We start from the raw sequence: 15,466 nt of genomic DNA, 5'->3' as shown, positions 1-15,466 counted from the left end.
ATCCTGAGCAAGCGCTGCTGAGTGATGCACCTTTGCTTCATCCAAAAGGAAATGCGATGCACCGGGCATCCTTTTATAGAGGGAATGCAGCGGCTGGATTCGAGCAATGTGCTTATATCGTAGAGGAAACCTATTACACGCCGCGCCAAATGCACACGTATATGGAAACGGAAGGCGGCATGTTCGTGCCGGAGGCGAATCATCGATTAACGGTGTATTCACCAACGCAGCATGGCTTTATGGATCGTATGCAATTATCACGTATTTTAGCTATACCACAAGAGGATATTCGAATCGTATCCAGCCCCATTGGAGGCTCATTTGGCGGCAAGGACGAGTTGAATGTACAGCCTTACGGGGCATTACTCGCCACCTACACAGGAAAACCTGTCAAGATGCATAATTCCAGGCAGGAATCGGTTCGTGCAGGCTTAAAGCGGCATCCGATGAAAATTACGATGAAAACAGGTGCTGACGCAGCGGGGAAATTAATCGCCCACCAAGTCAGGCTCATTTCTGATACTGGTCCCTATTCAACACTTGGAGCGGAGGTGCTCAATTTTGCAGTAGAGCATGTTGTTGGCCCTTATAAATACGAGCATTTGGACGTTGAGGGCGTATCCGTATTTACGAACAATGGCATGTCTGGTGAATTCCGAGGTTTTGGCGGCAATCAAGCTATCTTCGCGCTTGAGGGACAATTGGATCGACTATCTGAGCAGCTTGGCATTGAGCCTTGGGCTTTTCGTAAATTAAATATGCGCCAAATGGATGATCTAGGACCATTTGATCAACCGATCGCGACGTCTGAAGGTGCTGAGCGAGTATGGAGCGCTATAGTAAAAAGCGATTTAATGCAGGAGAAGTTACAAAACAAGTCACTAAGCAAAAATGGTGCAGAACCTTGGGTGAAAACGGGAATCGGAGCAGCTTTTACGATGCATGGCGCAGGACTTGGGGTTGGTATTCCTGACCCTGCAGGCGGTCGCTTAGAGCTTGCGAAAGACGGGAAGATTGAAGCCGTATTCGGTTATGAGGAGTTTGGGCAAGGTCTCATTGCATCGCTGGAGCAGATGCTCATCGAGCAGTTCAAGTTAGGAGCAGATGATTTGAGGATCATTATCGGCGATACCGATGTCGTGCCAAACAGCGGTTCAACTACGGCTTCACGTGCAACAGCAATGATGTGGAAATCACTTCAAAAGTTAAAGCAGCCATTTACAGAGCAGTTGCTAAAACGAGCTGAAGCAGCGTTAAGACAGCCTGCTCAGGAGCTGCAATTGGGTGAAGGCGGCATAAGAGAGACGTCGAGCAACGCACTGCTGCTTACCTACCAAGAGCTTGCCGAAACTTGCGATTCCCCAATTCGCTGTGAAACTTCGTTTTCATTTCCAACCTCACCTACAGAACGTGTAGGCGCACATTTTATGTATACCTATTCGGCCGTAGTTGTAAAGGTTGAGATTAATACCCTGACAGGGCGAGTCAAGGTGCTGCGGCAGTATCATGCGGTAGCARCAGGACCTGTCATAAATCCGCAAGGCTTCCTCGGTCAAATCGAAGGAGGCAGCAGTATGGCTCTTGGTTTTACACTTATGGAAGATGCGATTATGGAAAAAGGACAATATATTACGCGAAATTTGGATACGTATCTTGTTCCGACGATCATCGACCAAAAAGGGTTAGTAGAAGTGGAAGCCATTGAGCATTTGCCTGAGGGGGATGATTATGGGCCACGCGGTATTGGCGAGGTCGGTTCGGTTACTCTAGCACCAGCTATCGCAGCTGCTATAAGGCAAGCTTGCGGGAAATGGGTGACTAAACTGCCGGTAGATCCTGCTTTTTTGCAAGAAAAGCCATTTTTTCTTATGAAGGGGTGAACAGAGATGACCGATCATACTGCAAAAGTCAAATCACCGTTTGCACTCCAATGCTTCATTAATGAAAAGGAGTTTAGGATTGAAACGGCAGCTTCCACCAGATTGCTGAACATTTTGCGAGATGATTTGGAGCTTACTGGGACGAAGCGTTCATGTGATATCGGCAGATGCGGCGCATGTATGGTTCTGATTGATGGTCAGGCTGTCAATTCTTGTTTAACGATGGCTTATCAATGCACTGGCAAGCAGATTACGACGATAGAAGGTGTTTCTGCAGAGGGGATCGATCCGATCGGGCAAGCCTTTCTAGAGGAAGGCGGCTTTCAATGCGGCTATTGCACACCGGGAATGATTGTATCCGTTAAGGCGCTGCTCGACTCCCAGCCAGAGCCGTCAGATGATGAAATTGCAGAAGCTTTGTCTGGTAATTTGTGTCGCTGCACTGGATATGGCGGAATATGGAGAGCTGTGAAACGAGCCATAGAAAGGAGGCGTCAAGCGATATGAGGGATAGGCATAATCATATCTATTATTTGTTAGAAAGTATTGAAGTATCTAAGAAAGCGAGAGCATCCGGCAATACACCGTTTGGAGCTATTCTAGTCAATATGGAAGGCGAGATTGTCCTAGAGCAAGGCAATGTGGAAATCACACAATCCAACTGTACAGGTCACGCTGAACGAACGTTGATGGAGGCAGCTTCCAAACAATTTCATAAAGATGAGCTTTGGCATTATACGCTTTATACGACGGTAGAACCTTGTGCGATGTGTGCAGGTTCGATCTATTGGGGGAATGTTGGAACTGTCGTATTTGGCATTTCTGAGAAACGTTTGGCTGAGCTGACCGGGGATGATGAACAAAACTTAACGCTGGATTTACCTTGCCGTGTCGTATTCGCACAGGGACGCAAGCCTATTCAGGTCTTTGGTCCTTTCCCGGAGGTAGAGGATGCAGTGATTACGATTCACGAGGGGTACTGGAAATGAAAATAAATATGGATGAAATCAATGAATGCTCCCGCGAGCAATTCATAACATGGCTTGGAACGATATTTGAGCATTCGCCTTGGGTGGCCGCTTCGGCAAGTGCAGCGCGTCCGTTTGCTTCGGTCGAAGCGCTTCATGACGCGATGATGAACGTTGTGCGGGAATCAAGGGTAGAGACGATTATTGATTTGTTCCGCGCCCATCCCGATCTTGGAACAAGGCTTGCGGTTGCCGAGTATTCCGCGATGGAGCAGCAAGGTGCTGGTTTGGATCAATTGACGGCAGATGAATACGAGCTCTTCCTCGGATTAAATCAAACGTATGTAAAATCTTTTGGGTTTCCCTTTATTTTCGCAGTAAGAGGAAAACAGAAAGAGGATATACTCGCAGCGATGGAAGCTAGATTATGGCATTCTGCTGCTGAAGAAATAGAGCAAGCATTGCGAGAAATTGAGAAAATATCCGGATTTCGATTAAGAGATCTCATCATGGAGTAGAGAAAGGAACGATCATTATGCTAAAATTACGCAGCGGACGAACATTATATTATGGCAAAGGCGATGTGCTGAGCTACCGGACATACGCAATACCGCTTTCTGTTAAATCGATACCTCAATCAACTTATACGGGTGATCCTAATATTATTTTTGCTCATAACATAACCTTCTCCGTGAGCAGCGAGGTGCTGCTTACCTCCTTTACGGAGGGTGACAATGCTCAGGTCGTAGCTACTGACTCGATGAAAAATTTTATATTACGGCAAACTGCTCATTATGAAGGAAGTACAACTGAGGGACTGCTAGCTTTCATAAGCGAGCGATTTATGGAGCGTTATTCGCATATCGATGCTATTGAGATTCGAGCGGATCGGCTGCCTTTTAACTCCGTCACGATTGCCGAAGGCAGCAGCTGGAACGATAGCCAGCTTGTGTTTCGAAGATCGCACAACGAGCATGCGAGCGCTTCGCAAAAATGGATTCGTACAGCCAATAGCTTGCAACTCGCTGAGCAAGAGAGTGCTTTGTCCCACATTCAGCTCATTAAGGTGAGGGGCAGCTCGTTTTATGGATTCGTTCGCGATGAATATACAACTTTGCCTGAAAGCTATGATCGTCCTTTATTTATTTTCCTTCATATCTTTTGGACTTATGAGCATGCAGAGGATGCATTGGACAGTCGGCACGGCAATTATGTTCCATCCGAGCAGATTCATGATTTAGCCCACACGTTGTTCCATGTTGCAAACTCACCTTCCATTCAGTATTTAATCTATCAAATTGGAAAAAGCATTCTTACAACCTTCCCGCAGCTGTCTGAGGTTCGATTCGAGTCGAACAATCGGACATGGGAAACGGTAATGGAGCCTGAGCATTCCGCAGCAGCAGGCGTGTTTACTGAACCACGTCCGCCTTATGGTTTCCAAGGATTCACTCTTACAAGAGCTGACCTGATTGAGGGGGAGTGATCCGGAGTGAACGGAAAAGTTACGACGCATGTTCTTGATCTTGCTGGAGGCAAACCGGTTGTTGGCATAACCATAGAGCTATGGTATTTGGGTGAGGAGAGTGCGGAAGCCGCAAAGCAGCCTAGGCTCATTGGTTCTTATCAGACCAATGAAGATGGACGCGTTGATGAGCCATTGCTTCTGGGTGAAAATATTCAGTGCGGAACCTATGAGATCGTTTTTGCAGCAGGAGAATTTTTTCGGCGATCGGAACATTTGTCAGCGATAGAAGAGAGCATATTTGATGAAATTCCGATTAGGTTCCGCATTCGCGATAAAAACTCGCATTATCACGTTCCATTATTAGTTGCTCCTGGCGGCTACAGCACCTATCGTGGAAGCTAGCCCATTCTGCGTTCATGTATACAAACTATCAGGATAGTGTATGAATATACCGAAAGGGGATTTGACGATGGCGTTAATGAATGAAAAAACTGCAGCTATGACAACGTTATTGTCGCAGCTGCCTAAGGTTGATTTGCATGTGCATTTGGATGGGAGTGTAAAGCCGGAGACCATTAGAGAGCTTGCTATCGAGCAAGGAAATCCTTTACAAATAGACTCGGAAAAGGAGCTTCTGTCTCATATGCAGGTTGGAGAAACTTGCGAGAGCTTAAAGGAGTATTTAGACAAGTTTGGTTTTGTCTTGCCATACTTGCAAACGGGATCAGCGTTAGAGAGAGTTGCTTATGAGCTTGTTGAGCAGGCTGCAATCGATAAGGTAAGCTATATTGAGGTTCGCTTTGCTCCTCAGCTGCATCGCACACAAGGCTTAAGCATTCAGGATGTCATCCAGCATGTGATAATTGGCTTAAAGCGCGGTGAGCAAGCATTTGGCACGGTAGCTAGAGCCATCATTATTTGTATGAGGCATCATTCCTCTGCGCTTAATAAGGACGTTGTTGAAGAAGCAGCGCGATTTTATCATAAAGGAGTCGTTGCCGTCGATTTGGCTGGTGACGAGGCAGGATTTCCCGCTAAGCTGTTCCTTCAGCTCTTTGAAGAAGCACAGCAGCTAGGGCTGCCGATTACGATCCACGCGGGAGAAGCGGCAGGTGCGGAAAACGTCCGAGTCGCTGTCACGGGCTTAGGTGCTGTACGTATCGGCCACGGCATTCGGATGCAGGAAGACCCGGAGGTCGTTGCTCTCGTGAGGGAACGACAAATACCTTTGGAGATGTGCCCGCTCAGCAACATCCAGACAAAAGCTGTTCCAAACTGGGACGCGTATCCGATCCGCCGTTATTTGGAGGATGGGATCATTGTTACAGTAAATACAGACAACCGAACGGTTTCGAATACGACGATTCAGAAGGAATATGAGCAGCTGGCTGAGCATTGCGGCTTAACGATGAATGATATCGCCAAAATCGTGCTAAACGGCGCAAAGGCTGCTTTCTTAGAGGAAGCAGAGAAACAATTATTGATTGCTAAKCTGGAAAATGAATGGGCAGAAAAAGGATTTAAGGTTTAACAAAATATAAGGTAAAAGGCTTCACGTCGGATATTGACGTGGAGCCTTTGTTTTTGCTCCTAAATCCTTGAATTTATTGAAAATGTTTCATCTGAGCATTGACAGATAGACATTACTCCCAATCGCAACCATTTTCTGCTATATCCTGTGCACCTTAGGCTTTGTAATCCCTTACATCATGAACTAAGATGGAAAAAGTTATTAATTGTGTTTCGGGAGGGATTCACATTAGTCCAGTTAAACGATATTTACTATGGGCAAAACCTTATTGGTGGTCGATAGGACTTATCATTTTGTTAGGTATGGTTCAATTCGTTGCACCTCTATCAACACCCATCTACACGCAAATTTTGCTCGACGATGTACTTGCAGGCAAAGGGGACTGGGGGCTTTATCAAATTGTAGGCATCATGGCTATTATTTTATTTTTTGGTGTTATTGTCAGCTTTTTAAGAAATTATTTCTCAGCGATGCTTGGCAATCGGATGATGAAGGATCTTCGCGAGCAGCTGTATCATCATCTGCAAAAGATGCCTGTCAGCTTCTATGATCAAAGGCAAGTGGGAGGAATATCCTCTAGAGTCATTCATGACATCGGAGGGGCTCAAAACTTGATTGGCGGGGGCATCATTAACCTTGTTCTCGATTTGTTTATGGTGCTTTTTGCGGGGTTTCTGTTATTTCGGATGAATGTGTACTTAGCATCGCTTTCACTTATTATTTTGCCTTTTTATTACTTGTCATTTACGAACATGAATGTGCATATTCGGCTTGCATGGCGTTCCGTTCATCGGCAGATGGAGCGGATCTCAGGCACTCTCGTCGAGCGTATGGCGGGAATACGGATCGTGCAAGCATTCAACGGCGAAAGACAGGAGAGGGCCCGGTTTGGCAAGCAGACAAAGCAGCATTATAACCATACGGTGTACGCTCATTTATTCTCAAATGTGCTTGGCAGGCTTAGCGAATCGTTTGCCCATATCGGCGGCATTATCATTTGGCTCGGCGGAGGCAGCTTAGTGCTTGCCGGTAAAATGACAGCAGGTGAAATCATCGCTTTTCAATTGCTGCTGGGCAATCTTTATGGACCGATACAGCGATTCGCAGATGTTAATGTCACCATTCAAAATTCGATTACAAATATCGAACGAGTGTTTGAAATGCTGGATGAGAAACCTTCGATTAAGGAGTCAGAGGATGCGCTTCCTATGCCAACGTGTGAGGGGCATGTCGTTTTCGTTAATGTTACCTATAACTATAAGACACGAAATGTAATACCTGCACAAACCGTTAACGGTACTGAAGACACGGATATCATCGAACGTGAGAAGGCGACGAAACGGTTTTATTGGAAACCAACGAATGTACATCCATTCCCGCCGGAAGTTACAATTGAAGAAAGACAGGGCATAAAGGACATTACGTTTGAAGCGCGCTCCGGCGAAGTGATTGCGCTTGTGGGGCCAAGCGGCGCAGGCAAATCGACGTTAATCAACCTTATTCCGCGATTTTATGAGCCTGTAGAGGGTACGGTGTTTATTGACGGCGTCGATGTGCGTGAATACAATCTGGATGATTTGCGAAAGCATATTGCATTGGTTTTACAGGAAAACATTCTTTTCTCGGGCACGATCAGGGATAATCTGGTTTATGGTCGACCCGATGCTACGGATGACGAGGTTGTCGCAGCTGCCAAAGCAGCAAATGCCCATGATTTCATTATCGCGTTTAAGGACGGTTATGAAGCTGTCATTGGCGAACGAGGCATGCGATTGTCGGGCGGACAAAAGCAAAGGCTGGCCATTGCGAGAGCGATTTTGAAGGATCCAAAAATATTAATTTTGGACGAAGCGACATCTGCTCTTGATTCCGAATCGGAAGCTATGGTGACAGAAGCGCTTGAACGCCTCATGGTTGGAAGGACAACATTTGTCATTGCGCATCGTTTAGCTACTGTTGTTCGCGCCAATCAGATATTGGTTATCGATGATGGAGAAATTGTACAAAGAGGAAGCCATCGCACGCTGCTTCGGGAAGGCGGGCTTTATCGCAAATTGTATGAACAGCAATTGAAGGCAATGAAGCCTGAAGAGATGACAGGACTGGCGCAATAAAGAACATAAGAAGAGGCTGCCTTTCAAGGTCTAGATCTACATTGACCTTGAGGGACAGCCTTTTTTGTTACGAGGCATTTATTGTACTCATTCGAGGTTTGAAAGCAATTGGCTCAGAGCAGCCTAAATTATTTCAAAAGCCATAGCGAAGGAACATTGGAAGGTTCCCAGCCTACAAGCGAGGTATGAGATTGACGACACTCGTATGTGGAGCCATTGTACGAAACAAGTGTACCTGTTGTGTATGCTGTATTGGCTGCCCAAGGTGCAGCCGAGGAAGCGGCAGCAGTCGTTCCAGTAACCGTGCTTGCAGCGGAAACATTGCCGGCAGCATCGATCGCTTGAACATTAAATGTATAAGCTGTGCTTGCGCTAAGTCCTGTAACCGTGTAAAAAGTTGCAGTGCCGGCTACTGTTGTAACTAACGTTGTTCCGTTATAAATGCGGTAACCTGATACCCCTACATTATCAGTCGATGGATTCCACATAAGCATTATGCTGCTGGATGTTGGCGCACCCATTACATGAAGGGCGCCTGGTGCAGTTGGCGCTTGTGTATCATTGCCGACTGGAGCGTTTGTTGTAACTGACAGCGAGTTGCTTGCACTCGATTCATTGCCAGCATTGTCGATTGCTTTGACGCTGAATGTGTAAGCTGTATTCGCAGCTAATCCCGTTACATTGTAAGCAAGAGTTGTTCCAGAAACGGAACCAGTTAAAGTGCTGCCGTTATATATCCGGTATCCGGTAACGCTTACATTGTCCGTCGAAGCATTCCATGCCAAGGACACGCTGTTCGTAGTTTTCGCTGTAGTCGTCAAAGCGGAGGGTGCTGTAGGTGCTTGCGTATCAACAGGGTTGCTGCCGCTGAAGTTTGCATCAATGACATTGTAGAAAGCGTTCGGTGTGTCAGCGACTTCCCAAACCGCCAAAATGATATGATATCCGCTGCGTTCAGGTACGTTGCAGCTGTTCGAATAGGAGAATGGAGGCTGCGTGCCGCCATAATTTACAGAACAGAATGGCGTTAAATCAAAGGAGTCCCGAGTTAGCGCAGCATTTGGATTCCAATTTGGTTTCGTTATATAGTATTTCCAGCTAGCTGTTGCATGATTAGCAGTCAGCTTCCAAGTAAATGTATTTGGACCGGAAGACATATTCACTTTCGACCAGCGAGTAGCGGATTGCTCATCAAGTTTAGGGAAAGCGCCATTAGCGCTAGCTATTTTACCGTCAGCAGGACCTGCTGCGGGGAAACCCTTAGGTGCTTCAAGGCTTTGAGGCTCATAAACGATTGGACCACAATCGGTATTTTGACCAGATTTACAAAGTGCGGCACGGCTGGCAGGCCCTTCAACATAACCATGTGCAAAAAGCTGTTGTGAGAACAGCGTCAATCCTAGAGCAGTAATAAGCAGAATGCCAATGTAAGTACGAAGATGTTTTACCTTAAAATGTGATGAACGAATAGTTGACAATGCAGTAGCCTCCTTCAAATTTGGGGAAGATGGAATTGCCGTCACGTCTAAGAGCTGGAATGACCAACGCTTATTCGTTTCGTGTTGCATTTGAGCAAACGTGCGGGAACAAACCTCCTGTTCATAGAGATTGTATATATAAACTCTGAAGAGTTCATATCCAGTTTAGTTTGTGTATTCTGCGCTGTTCAAAAGGGCAATTGGCTCTAGATTGATGAATGGCTAAATCATTTTAGGAGGTCATTACGGGTGTTTAGGGGGGACAAATGTATAATTTCTTTGTCGCTGAACTCAGTGTACTACATTTTCGCGACAATTATGAGTGTATTTTGGAGCATTTAATCAAACTTTTGATTGAATATCACAAATAAAGGATTAAAACGATTATAAAATGACGCTTATGCCGCATGGATAAAGGCTTTTTCGTTGAATGGTGTAAGGTATTATTATCATTTTTACATTGATTTTGGAAGAAATTCTAGGACTTTGGATAGGAGAAAAATCTCTTTTTACTGAAAAACCCAGCAAAGACAGCCAAATTGCAAAAAAAGTGATTTAACTATGAATACGATTGAAACAGCTTACATATAGAAAAGCATAAAAAAGGCGAACTTTCATTCCTAATAGAATGGAAATTCGCCTTTATCACTTTAGATATATTTTAAAATATCAGTAGATTATTTCATTGCAGCAGCTGCGCTGTAAACTACAGGGAAGTGCTCGCCTGATAAAATATCTCCCTCATTAACCGTTACATAAGGCACCATGGGATGATTGCTTGTTGGCGAATAAATGGTGTGGCCAGGCATGTAATGAACAGCGATTGCTCTACGTTTAAGCTCGGAACGGTTGTGCGGGCTGCCATGCCAAGTGAGGCTGTGATGGTAGCCGACCTGCCCTTTCTTAATCTCGAACGGTACAGCTTCAACGACTGCGCCTTCAGGCAGTAATTCGGGTTTGCGGTGAAAAGGCATAAAGTCAGGCGTACTTGCGAGATATTTCTGATGATCGCCCCATCTATGACTGCCGGGTACCATCCACATGCAGCCGTTTTCGATGACTGCATCGTCAAGGGCAACCCATGCACTGACGAGGTCAGCTGGCTGAATAACCGGCCACAACGGATGATCCTGATGCCATGGCGTCGGTCCTCCCGTTACTGGTGGTTTATACTGGATCTGATCATGCCAGACACGAAGGGTATCGGTTTTGCATAATTGTGCGATCTCTTCGCAAATAACAGAATGTCCGGCATGCTGCAAATAAGCATCGCTAGCCATCCATATATTTACGATTTGGACTACCTTTTCACTGACGCTCATCTTCATGCCCTTGTATAAGGAGTCAGCCTCTTCCTCACGCATATTGTGGTTAAGAATGGGTTTCTTGACCGCTTTTCCTTCCATAACCAAATCTAGTTCCTCGCGTAAACGTTCAACCTCAGCATCGTTTAAGACCACATCGCCTTTCAAAAAACCATTTTTCTCGAATTCAGCTAACTGTGCAGCATTCAACATACTCTTGCACCTCTCCTCAAGCTTGATTATGATTGTTGATAACCTAATCATAATGAAAGCGTGAAGCATTGTATTTTCCTAAATCAATGAATCATTTGTGTTTTTCTTATAATGTGGAGAAAAGGAGCGCATATGTCTACTATCGAGCTTGAGAAAATAGCGCCAACAGTCAACTTCGCCGTTAGACAAACGGCGGAAGCAGGGGAGAATTGGGGAGTTCGAGTCATTCCCGACTGCCAAATCATGAACGTCATTACGGGCTGTGCCGAGCTATATATCAATAATCAGACCTATACGATCGGACCTGGAGAATGCGTGTACTACGGTCCTGATTGTCAGTCCTATTTGAAAGCAACGGAGAAAACGGACTTTTACAGCATTCATTTCAGTTGGCAGCATGATTCTCCAGAGCCTGTGCATCCTGGACTTGGCATTCGGTTTTTCAATTCATGGCCGCCACAGGGTGTTTCTAACAATCCGGTACTTGTGTGCGGGACGGCAAGCCAGCTTCTTATGCCCACATTGTTTGAAGTGCCTGGGCTGGAAGCGATATGGACGCGTATGGTTAAGGAGTATAAAGGGGAGCAGCCGGGGTATACCATGGCACTGCGTGCCTTAATGATCCAAGCAATCACGGTTATGTATCGCCATATGCTGGAAGGCAGTTTGTCGGCTAATGCCAATCATAAAATAGAACCTGCTATTCAAGCGATGCAGCTGCAGCCCGATTACAACTGGTCGGTAGCGGAGCTTGCTGCATTATGCGGTTATCATCCTATCCATTTCTCTAAATTGTTCAAGGAAGAAGCGGGTCTTACACCGAAGCATTTTATGATTAGAGAACGGATTAAGAGGGCGAAGCAGGCTCTTCTTCTAGGGGAGAAGATGGAGTCGCTTTCGATAAGGCTCGGATTCAAAAGCATTCATTATTTCAGCCATCAATTTAAGGAAGTAACGGGGCTTACGCCGTCGCAATTTCGCATGCTTGGACAAACGAAGAAAACAATTAATGATAAGAAGCAAGAATGAGGTATCGAAATCATCGTATAGTTGCTATACTAGTTGGACATTTGTTTATAGGTATAATTTGAAGGTGGAGATAGAATGGTAGACACGAATAGTCGTGCACAAGAGTTATTCACTGCCTACTACGGCAATTATTTTCAGATGCATCGCGCGGGAGAGCTAGAGGAGTACAAGTCCTACGAGATTGCAAAAGAAACGGAAACGACATGGTACGATGTTATGATTGCCAAAAACGCCAGTGAGCTGTCCATTAGAAACTGGGACGCTGTTCTTGAGCTGCTGTCGATCGCCAAAAACAATCCAGATCCAATAATAGTAGAGCATGTTATGGCTTTCGCTAATCGTCACGTCAAGTCCTCCGATAGTATCGTAAAGCTGATGTATGCTGAAAGTATGATCGAAATAATTAAACTACTTAGAAGTAAAGCGAGTACCGAGCTGCTTCATCAAGCGTATAAATCAGCCGCTCAGCTTCTGGATGACGTTATGTCGAGTGCGTTGATCATCGATCCGGGTCATGATTTAAAATCGTTAAACCTAAAGGACAAAAAGTCCTTGAATCATAGAGCAGCAATAAATATTGAGATAATAAAAGAAATGCTTGCTGAGGATCAACAAGCTTAATTTTGGAGGTAGATATGAAAACGAATAACAGGCTCGCTGCCATCGGAATGATCCTATTGCTCTTGTTTGCATTAGCGATATGGAATTCTTACTCGAATGTAACAGGAGCACAGGTGAAAGTGATTGAGGTTCATGAAACAGCCATCAAAATTCAGGACTTGAGCGGACAGCAAGACATGATTCAAATTCCTAAAGGCATCTATAAACTAATTGAAGTGGATCATGATTATTATATTAAATATGAACACCGAAAATGGGAAAGACCTACGCTCGTTTCCATTGAGCCATAATAAATCTAAAGGGATTGCTCGGCGCGAGTCAGCAAATCCTTTTTTTTATTTACCCATTAATTATGCGATACCTGCGTAAAATTTTGTTGCTTCCACCTCATCGTTATGTCAGGATTTAAGTAGACCTATCAATATTACCCAGTACGCCACATAAAAAGAGAGAGGGCTATTTTATGGATGAGAGGGTAGCGAGAATTAGAGAGGAAGAGAAAAAATATCACGAAGCCTGCTATGATGATTATAAATTGTTTGAGGAAGGCTCGTGGCTGCATAAGCCTGTGCTGACGGTTATGAATAACCTAGACTTACTTGATCAATCAGGTCCACTATCTGTCCTTGATTTAGGCTGCGGAGTAGGTAGAAATAGCATACCGATAGCGAAGGTTTTGCAAGAACTTCATATTCAGGGACAAGTGGTATGCGTGGATCTCTTGGAGTCAGCCCTGCTTAAGCTAATGAGTTATGGCGAGCAATTTGGAGTGCATCATTTACTAAAGCCGGTTGCAAGCGATATAGGCAATTTTACAATTTCAGAGAAAGAATATGATTATATTGTAGCAGTATCCTCCCTGGAACATGTGAATACTGAAGCGATGCTGCGTCATACACTGCATCGTATGACTGCGGGTACAAAAGATAATGGAATCAATTGTATCATCATAAACACCAATATTCGCGAAACAGATATACGAAGCGGCGAAAGTCTAGAAGTTCTTATTGAAGTAAATATGGAAACACAATCGATGGAGCATTTGTTAAGCAAAGCATATACGAGCTGGGAAGTCATTGACCACCACGTTAAACAGCTGGAATTTGCAATCATTAGAAATGAAAGGGATATTTTGCTGAGCAGTAATTGCATCACTTTTGTCGTCCGAAAGATAGGATAAATTGTACGTTGACAACAAAATTGAGGGGGTTGAGCATATGAATCTTAAACCGATGAAGTCCATCTACACGGGTCTTCTGGCAAGCTTTGTATTTGTTTTGAATGCCGTTATTCAATTTATAAACATTTATTTGAATGATGGTCCTGAAGCTCTAGGATTCTTTTTCTTTCTTGTAACATTTGTAATGATTGTTTTTTTTATAGTATACGTCGTAGATGTATTCAACAAAAACTACCAAATTATCCATGCCAAAATGGTTAGCAAGCATAAAAATATTATTTATGTTTTAAACGAAAACGGCAAAGTGAAACGAATTAGAATCATCTACCCTGAAATTTTAAATGAGTTAGTTCCTGGGCAGCAGCTCGAAATCACATTGTCATCGACTCTCTCGATGCCGCTTCATATTGTTACAGTTGGCAAATCTAATGAAGGGCATTTACATAACCATTTTGTGAAGTGTTTCCAACATATCGCGTGGGCGAATGCTCAAGTTATTATGGCGCTCAAATTGAGTGACCTTCCAATGGAGAAGTCATTAAGCTTGCTTAGTCATGTCCTTGCTGCCGAGAAGGTATGGCTAACCCGTATTAATGGAGAAGATAGTGCGGGGATGGCGATTTGGCCGACGCACACCTTAGAGCAATGTGAACGTTTCGCTGAGCAAAATAAAGCGGACTATGAAGTTTTGTTATCCAAGCTGGTTGAATCGGACTATGGGAATGAAAGTAATTACTCAGACAGTAAAGGAAATCCGTTTACTACAAAAATAAGCGATATCCTTACGCAGGTTGTTTTGCATGGCAGCTACCACCGCGGACAAATCGCTTTATTGCTTAGGCAAGCTGGAGCAGAACCGATACTTACAGATTATATTATCTATGAGCGACAGGCAGCTTTAATAGAAAAAAGTATGCCAATTTCGAAATAGAAGTTGAATATGACGAAGCGAATCGTTAGTATAGAACAATGATATGACAATGATGTCGAGGTGACAGTCATGATTATATGGATTAATGGCGCATTTGGCGCTGGGAAGACACAAACTGCGTATGAACTGCATAAAAGAGCGGAACATTCATTTGTATACGATCCGGAGAATGTTGGTTATTTTATTCGTAAAAATACGCCGCGTTCAACTCATACGAGTGATTTTCAACAAAATCCGATGTGGCGTGACTTTAATTATGCGATGCTGAAGCATCTCGATGAAACCTATGATGGCATCATAATCGTACCGATGACAGTCGTTAATCCGCAATATTTTGAGGAGATCATTGGTCGCTTGCGGGGAGATGGAGTGAAAATTATTCACTATGCTCTGTGTGCAACGGAAGAGACTTTAATGAAACGACTTCGGGGCAGAGGCGAGCGGAAAAACTCTTGGCCGATACAGCAAATAAAGAGATGTGTGGCAGCTCTTTCGGATGAAAGGTTTGGTCACCATCTGCAAACGGATCATTCGTCCATCATGGATAATGTGGAGCATATTGCTGCGCTTTCGAATATTCAATTGCTGCCGGACCAAAGAAGCTCGTTAAAAAAATCGTTTGACCGCGTGATCACGCAGATGAAGCACATTCGATTTTAAGAAAAAGAACTTAGGAAACTGGGAGGAACATCATGTCTAACTTAATGAACAACAAGGTAATCGTAATTATGGGTGTAGCCAATGAACGC

General features: G+C 44.4%; 16 protein-coding genes. 14 read left to right on the top strand and 2 right to left on the bottom strand.

The window, feature by feature from the left end; genetic code table 11:
* The 8 genes from AB4Z17_RS25180 to AB4Z17_RS25145 form a co-directional block, all read left to right on the top strand.
* Window positions 1-1,880 (top strand): molybdopterin cofactor-binding domain-containing protein (locus AB4Z17_RS25180; RefSeq protein WP_441962798.1); only part of this gene is annotated, 1,880 nt, incomplete at its 5' end.
* Window positions 1,881-1,886: 6 nt separating this feature from the next.
* The gene (locus tag AB4Z17_RS25175) at window positions 1,887-2,387 is read left to right on the top strand and encodes a (2Fe-2S)-binding protein (RefSeq protein WP_441962796.1); all 501 of its coding nucleotides are present in this window, start codon (window positions 1,887-1,889) and stop codon (window positions 2,385-2,387) included.
* Window positions 2,384-2,869 (top strand): nucleoside deaminase, encoded by a 486-nt coding sequence (locus tag AB4Z17_RS25170; protein WP_441907775.1) that lies wholly within the window; start codon window positions 2,384-2,386, stop codon window positions 2,867-2,869. The genes AB4Z17_RS25175 and AB4Z17_RS25170 overlap by 4 nt, the downstream gene beginning before the upstream one ends.
* The gene (gene uraD, locus AB4Z17_RS25165; RefSeq protein WP_441907774.1) at window positions 2,866-3,366 is read left to right on the top strand and encodes a 2-oxo-4-hydroxy-4-carboxy-5-ureidoimidazoline decarboxylase; all 501 of its coding nucleotides are present in this window, start codon (window positions 2,866-2,868) and stop codon (window positions 3,364-3,366) included. Before AB4Z17_RS25170 ends, uraD begins: the two co-directional genes overlap by 4 nt.
* Window positions 3,367-3,383: 17 nt before the next feature.
* The gene (pucL, locus tag AB4Z17_RS25160; RefSeq protein ID WP_441907773.1) at window positions 3,384-4,334 is read left to right on the top strand and encodes a factor-independent urate hydroxylase; all 951 of its coding nucleotides are present in this window, start codon (window positions 3,384-3,386) and stop codon (window positions 4,332-4,334) included.
* Between the two features lie 6 nt (window positions 4,335-4,340).
* On the top strand, window positions 4,341-4,718 hold the full coding sequence (gene uraH, locus AB4Z17_RS25155) for a hydroxyisourate hydrolase (RefSeq protein ID WP_441907772.1): 378 nt from the start codon (window positions 4,341-4,343) through the stop codon (window positions 4,716-4,718).
* A 67-nt stretch (window positions 4,719-4,785) separates the two neighbouring features.
* Window positions 4,786-5,847: an adenosine deaminase gene (gene add, locus AB4Z17_RS25150; RefSeq protein WP_441962794.1), complete on the top strand. Its 1,062-nt coding sequence runs from the start codon at window positions 4,786-4,788 to the stop codon at window positions 5,845-5,847.
* A 188-nt stretch (window positions 5,848-6,035) separates the two neighbouring features.
* Window positions 6,036-7,961 carry an ABC transporter ATP-binding protein gene (locus AB4Z17_RS25145; protein ID WP_441962792.1) on the top strand — a complete coding sequence of 642 codons (1,926 nt, stop codon included), beginning with the start codon at window positions 6,036-6,038 and terminating at the stop codon, window positions 7,959-7,961.
* Between the two features lie 128 nt (window positions 7,962-8,089).
* Here the strand turns inward: AB4Z17_RS25145 and AB4Z17_RS25140 are convergent, their stop codons facing one another.
* Complete coding sequence (locus tag AB4Z17_RS25140; protein ID WP_441962791.1) at window positions 8,090-9,439, bottom strand: lytic polysaccharide monooxygenase; 1,350 nt, start codon at window positions 9,437-9,439, stop codon at window positions 8,090-8,092.
* 677 nt (window positions 9,440-10,116) lie between these two features.
* Window positions 10,117-10,956 (bottom strand): phytanoyl-CoA dioxygenase family protein, encoded by an 840-nt coding sequence (locus AB4Z17_RS25135; RefSeq protein WP_076269320.1) that lies wholly within the window; start codon window positions 10,954-10,956, stop codon window positions 10,117-10,119.
* Between the two features lie 132 nt (window positions 10,957-11,088).
* On the opposite strand from AB4Z17_RS25135, the gene AB4Z17_RS25130 reads away from it, so the two are divergent.
* The 6 genes from AB4Z17_RS25130 to AB4Z17_RS25105 all read left to right on the top strand — a co-directional run bounded on the left by AB4Z17_RS25130 (window position 11,089) and on the right by AB4Z17_RS25105 (window position 15,377).
* Window positions 11,089-11,985 (top strand): AraC family transcriptional regulator, encoded by an 897-nt coding sequence (locus AB4Z17_RS25130; protein ID WP_441907768.1) that lies wholly within the window; start codon window positions 11,089-11,091, stop codon window positions 11,983-11,985.
* Between the two features lie 75 nt (window positions 11,986-12,060).
* Window positions 12,061-12,606, top strand: a complete 546-nt coding sequence (locus AB4Z17_RS25125) for a hypothetical protein (RefSeq protein WP_441962789.1) — start codon at window positions 12,061-12,063, stop codon at window positions 12,604-12,606.
* 14 nt (window positions 12,607-12,620) lie between these two features.
* Window positions 12,621-12,896: a hypothetical protein gene (locus tag AB4Z17_RS25120; protein ID WP_441962787.1), complete on the top strand. Its 276-nt coding sequence runs from the start codon at window positions 12,621-12,623 to the stop codon at window positions 12,894-12,896.
* Window positions 12,897-13,069: 173 nt separating this feature from the next.
* A complete protein-coding gene (locus tag AB4Z17_RS25115; protein ID WP_441962786.1) occupies window positions 13,070-13,786 on the top strand; it encodes a class I SAM-dependent methyltransferase in 717 nt (238 codons plus the stop codon).
* 37 nt (window positions 13,787-13,823) lie between these two features.
* Complete coding sequence (locus AB4Z17_RS25110) at window positions 13,824-14,717, top strand: DinB family protein (protein WP_441962784.1); 894 nt, start codon at window positions 13,824-13,826, stop codon at window positions 14,715-14,717.
* Between the two features lie 69 nt (window positions 14,718-14,786).
* Window positions 14,787-15,377 (top strand): AAA family ATPase, encoded by a 591-nt coding sequence (locus AB4Z17_RS25105; protein ID WP_441962782.1) that lies wholly within the window; start codon window positions 14,787-14,789, stop codon window positions 15,375-15,377.
* The last annotated feature ends 89 nt before the right edge of the window (window positions 15,378-15,466 follow it).

Source organism: Paenibacillus sp. TAF43_2, assembly GCF_052113545.1.
Lineage (GTDB): Bacteria > Bacillota > Bacilli > Paenibacillales > Paenibacillaceae > Pristimantibacillus.
The sequence above is the reverse complement of the archived record's forward strand: the minus strand, read 5'-3'. Positions and strand labels throughout refer to the sequence as shown.

Excerpts from the sequence above, each read along its gene's own strand:
- AB4Z17_RS25170 (WP_441907775.1), top strand. The coding sequence starts at position 2,384 with ATGAGGGATAGGCATAATCATATCTATTATTTGTTAGAAAGTATTGAA.
- AB4Z17_RS25145 (WP_441962792.1), top strand. The coding sequence starts at position 6,036 with ATGGAAAAAGTTATTAATTGTGTTTCGGGAGGGATTCACATTAGTCCA.
- AB4Z17_RS25135 (WP_076269320.1), bottom strand. The coding sequence starts at position 10,956 with ATGTTGAATGCTGCACAGTTAGCTGAATTCGAGAAAAATGGTTTTTTG.
- AB4Z17_RS25110 (WP_441962784.1), top strand. The coding sequence starts at position 13,824 with ATGAATCTTAAACCGATGAAGTCCATCTACACGGGTCTTCTGGCAAGC.
- AB4Z17_RS25120 (WP_441962787.1), top strand. The coding sequence starts at position 12,621 with ATGAAAACGAATAACAGGCTCGCTGCCATCGGAATGATCCTATTGCTC.
- AB4Z17_RS25125 (WP_441962789.1), top strand. The coding sequence starts at position 12,061 with ATGGTAGACACGAATAGTCGTGCACAAGAGTTATTCACTGCCTACTAC.
- AB4Z17_RS25105 (WP_441962782.1), top strand. The coding sequence starts at position 14,787 with ATGATTATATGGATTAATGGCGCATTTGGCGCTGGGAAGACACAAACT.
- AB4Z17_RS25115 (WP_441962786.1), top strand. The coding sequence starts at position 13,070 with ATGGATGAGAGGGTAGCGAGAATTAGAGAGGAAGAGAAAAAATATCAC.
- pucL (WP_441907773.1), top strand. The coding sequence starts at position 3,384 with ATGCTAAAATTACGCAGCGGACGAACATTATATTATGGCAAAGGCGAT.
- uraD (WP_441907774.1), top strand. The coding sequence starts at position 2,866 with ATGAAAATAAATATGGATGAAATCAATGAATGCTCCCGCGAGCAATTC.
- AB4Z17_RS25130 (WP_441907768.1), top strand. The coding sequence starts at position 11,089 with ATGTCTACTATCGAGCTTGAGAAAATAGCGCCAACAGTCAACTTCGCC.
- AB4Z17_RS25175 (WP_441962796.1), top strand. The coding sequence starts at position 1,887 with ATGACCGATCATACTGCAAAAGTCAAATCACCGTTTGCACTCCAATGC.